The 299-nt window shown below is 65.6% G+C and carries 1 protein-coding gene; it reads left to right on the forward strand.

The annotated features are described in order from the left end of the window. Window positions 1–299 (forward strand): LysR substrate-binding domain-containing protein (locus AF337_RS04530; protein ID WP_244471183.1); only part of this gene is annotated, 299 nt, incomplete at both ends.

Below are 299 nucleotides of genomic sequence, written 5' to 3' on the forward strand. Positions count from 1 at the left end.
GAGCCGGGTGATATCGACGATATCACGGCCCACGACTGCCTGATCTTTGCCAGCCGCAATCAAAGGCAGGGCTGGCGCTTTCGCGGGGAAGGCGGTCCCTGGGTCAAAGCGCAAGGGCGCAGCCGTCTGAGGCTCGACAGCGCAGAGGCGATCCGCGACGCCGCCCTGGCGGGACTAGGGATTGCCCTCCTTCCCGATTTTCTCGTCGCCGATGATCTCCTCGCCGGGCGCCTCCGGCAGGTCCTGCCCGGCCTCGAAACTGACGACGCAAAGATCGTCGCTCTCTATCCCGACAAGCG

It is taken from the genome of Rhizobium ecuadorense, from assembly GCF_001187535.1.
GTDB classification, from domain to species: Bacteria; Pseudomonadota; Alphaproteobacteria; order Rhizobiales; family Rhizobiaceae; genus Rhizobium; species Rhizobium ecuadorense.